The sequence below is a fragment of the Pelagicoccus sp. SDUM812002 genome (assembly GCF_031127835.1).
Lineage (GTDB): Bacteria > Verrucomicrobiota > Verrucomicrobiia > Opitutales > Opitutaceae > Pelagicoccus.
In genome coordinates this window covers 1-1,241 of record NZ_JARXHX010000090.1, presented here as the reverse complement: position 1 = coordinate 1,241, position 1,241 = coordinate 1, and the positions used below count along the sequence as shown (strand labels likewise).

Sequence of the window (1,241 nt, the reverse complement as noted above, 5' to 3'; positions counted from 1 at the left end):
GTCAACTCCCGCGCTTTTACCACGCGGCTCTTCTGCTCGTTCACCTTCAGCTTGAGCTTGCGTTCGAGGAACTTCCTCACGCTCGCCATAACCCGTTCGCCGGATCGTTCGCACCTCACTAGGACGACGAAATCGTCCGCGTAGCGGGCGAAGCGATGACCTCGCGATTCGAGTTCCTTGTCGAGTTCGTCCAGCATGACGTTGGCCAGCAGCGGCGACAAAGGACCGCCTTGCGGCACCCCATCGACAGTCGGTTGCAGGCGTCCGTCGACTTGGACCCCGGCTCGGAGGTATTTGCCGATCAAGCGCAAGGCGCGCTTGTCGCGGACCCTCCTCGCCAGTCGCGACATCAATATATCGTGGTCGACCCGGTCGAAGAACTTGGAGAGGTCCAAGTCCACCGCCACCCGCCTGCCACTTTTGACGATGCCGCGCACTTGCTCGACCGCTTGACGGGCCGAACGCTTCGGGCGGAAACCGAAGCTGCTCTCGCTGAACCCCGGATCCAGAAGCGGACCCAGCTCCCTCACGAACGCCTGCTGTATCACCCGGTCCAATACGGTCGGGATCCCCAGCTGCCTCTTGCCCCCGTCGGGCTTCTCTATCTCCACGAGCAGCGTCGGAGCTGGCTCGTACGAGCCTGACTCCAAACGCTCGCGCAGTCTCGGCCAAGCGCGGCGGAAGAGCTCGGAAAAGTCCTCGATGGACACTTCGTCGACTCCTGCCGCCCCTTGTTGGCCTTTACCCGCTTCCACGCTTCGGACACGTTTCCCGTGTCCAGAATCGCTTCCATCAGGTCATGTTCCGGATTCCGGCTGTCCGCTTCCCGCCGCCCATGCGCTACCTCTGGCGAGGCATACCCGCAGGGCGAGAGTTCGGACCGGAATCCGTCGTATCGGTTCGGGCCTTCGCTCCAAGTGAGACCTCCAGTAACCTTCGTCGGACGGGGAACCCGTCGGCGACTACTCCCGGCTCGCTTCATGGAACTACTATGCCCTCTGCTGATTCCTCACGCTCCACCACTGCGTTGCCGCAGCGGACGCGACGATTCCGCGGCGCATCTAAGCCATCGTCGCTGGTCCATGAGGCCTCCCCGGATAAGGACGTCGACTTCCGCCACGCAAACGCGTCATTTACCCTATGTCTCGAACCTGGAACGGGCTTCGCGTCGCTGGGCACGCTCGCCCGAGACACTGAGCCTTCTATGACGTGTTGTTCGCTTCGCTGTCGTCATTACATTC

Annotated in this window: 1 protein-coding gene and 1 pseudogene; one reads left to right on the top strand and one right to left on the bottom strand. The window is 62.1% G+C overall.

Translation table 11 applies throughout. From position 1 onward, the window contains the following. Positions 1–793 (bottom strand): annotated as a pseudogene (gene ltrA, locus QEH53_RS23805) (group II intron reverse transcriptase/maturase); the annotation flags it as partial. Between the two features lie 6 nt (positions 794–799). Here ltrA and QEH53_RS23800 point away from each other — a divergent pair. Further along, the coding region (locus QEH53_RS23800) for a hypothetical protein (protein WP_309025734.1) at positions 800–1,241 on the top strand (442 nt) is incomplete at its 3' end.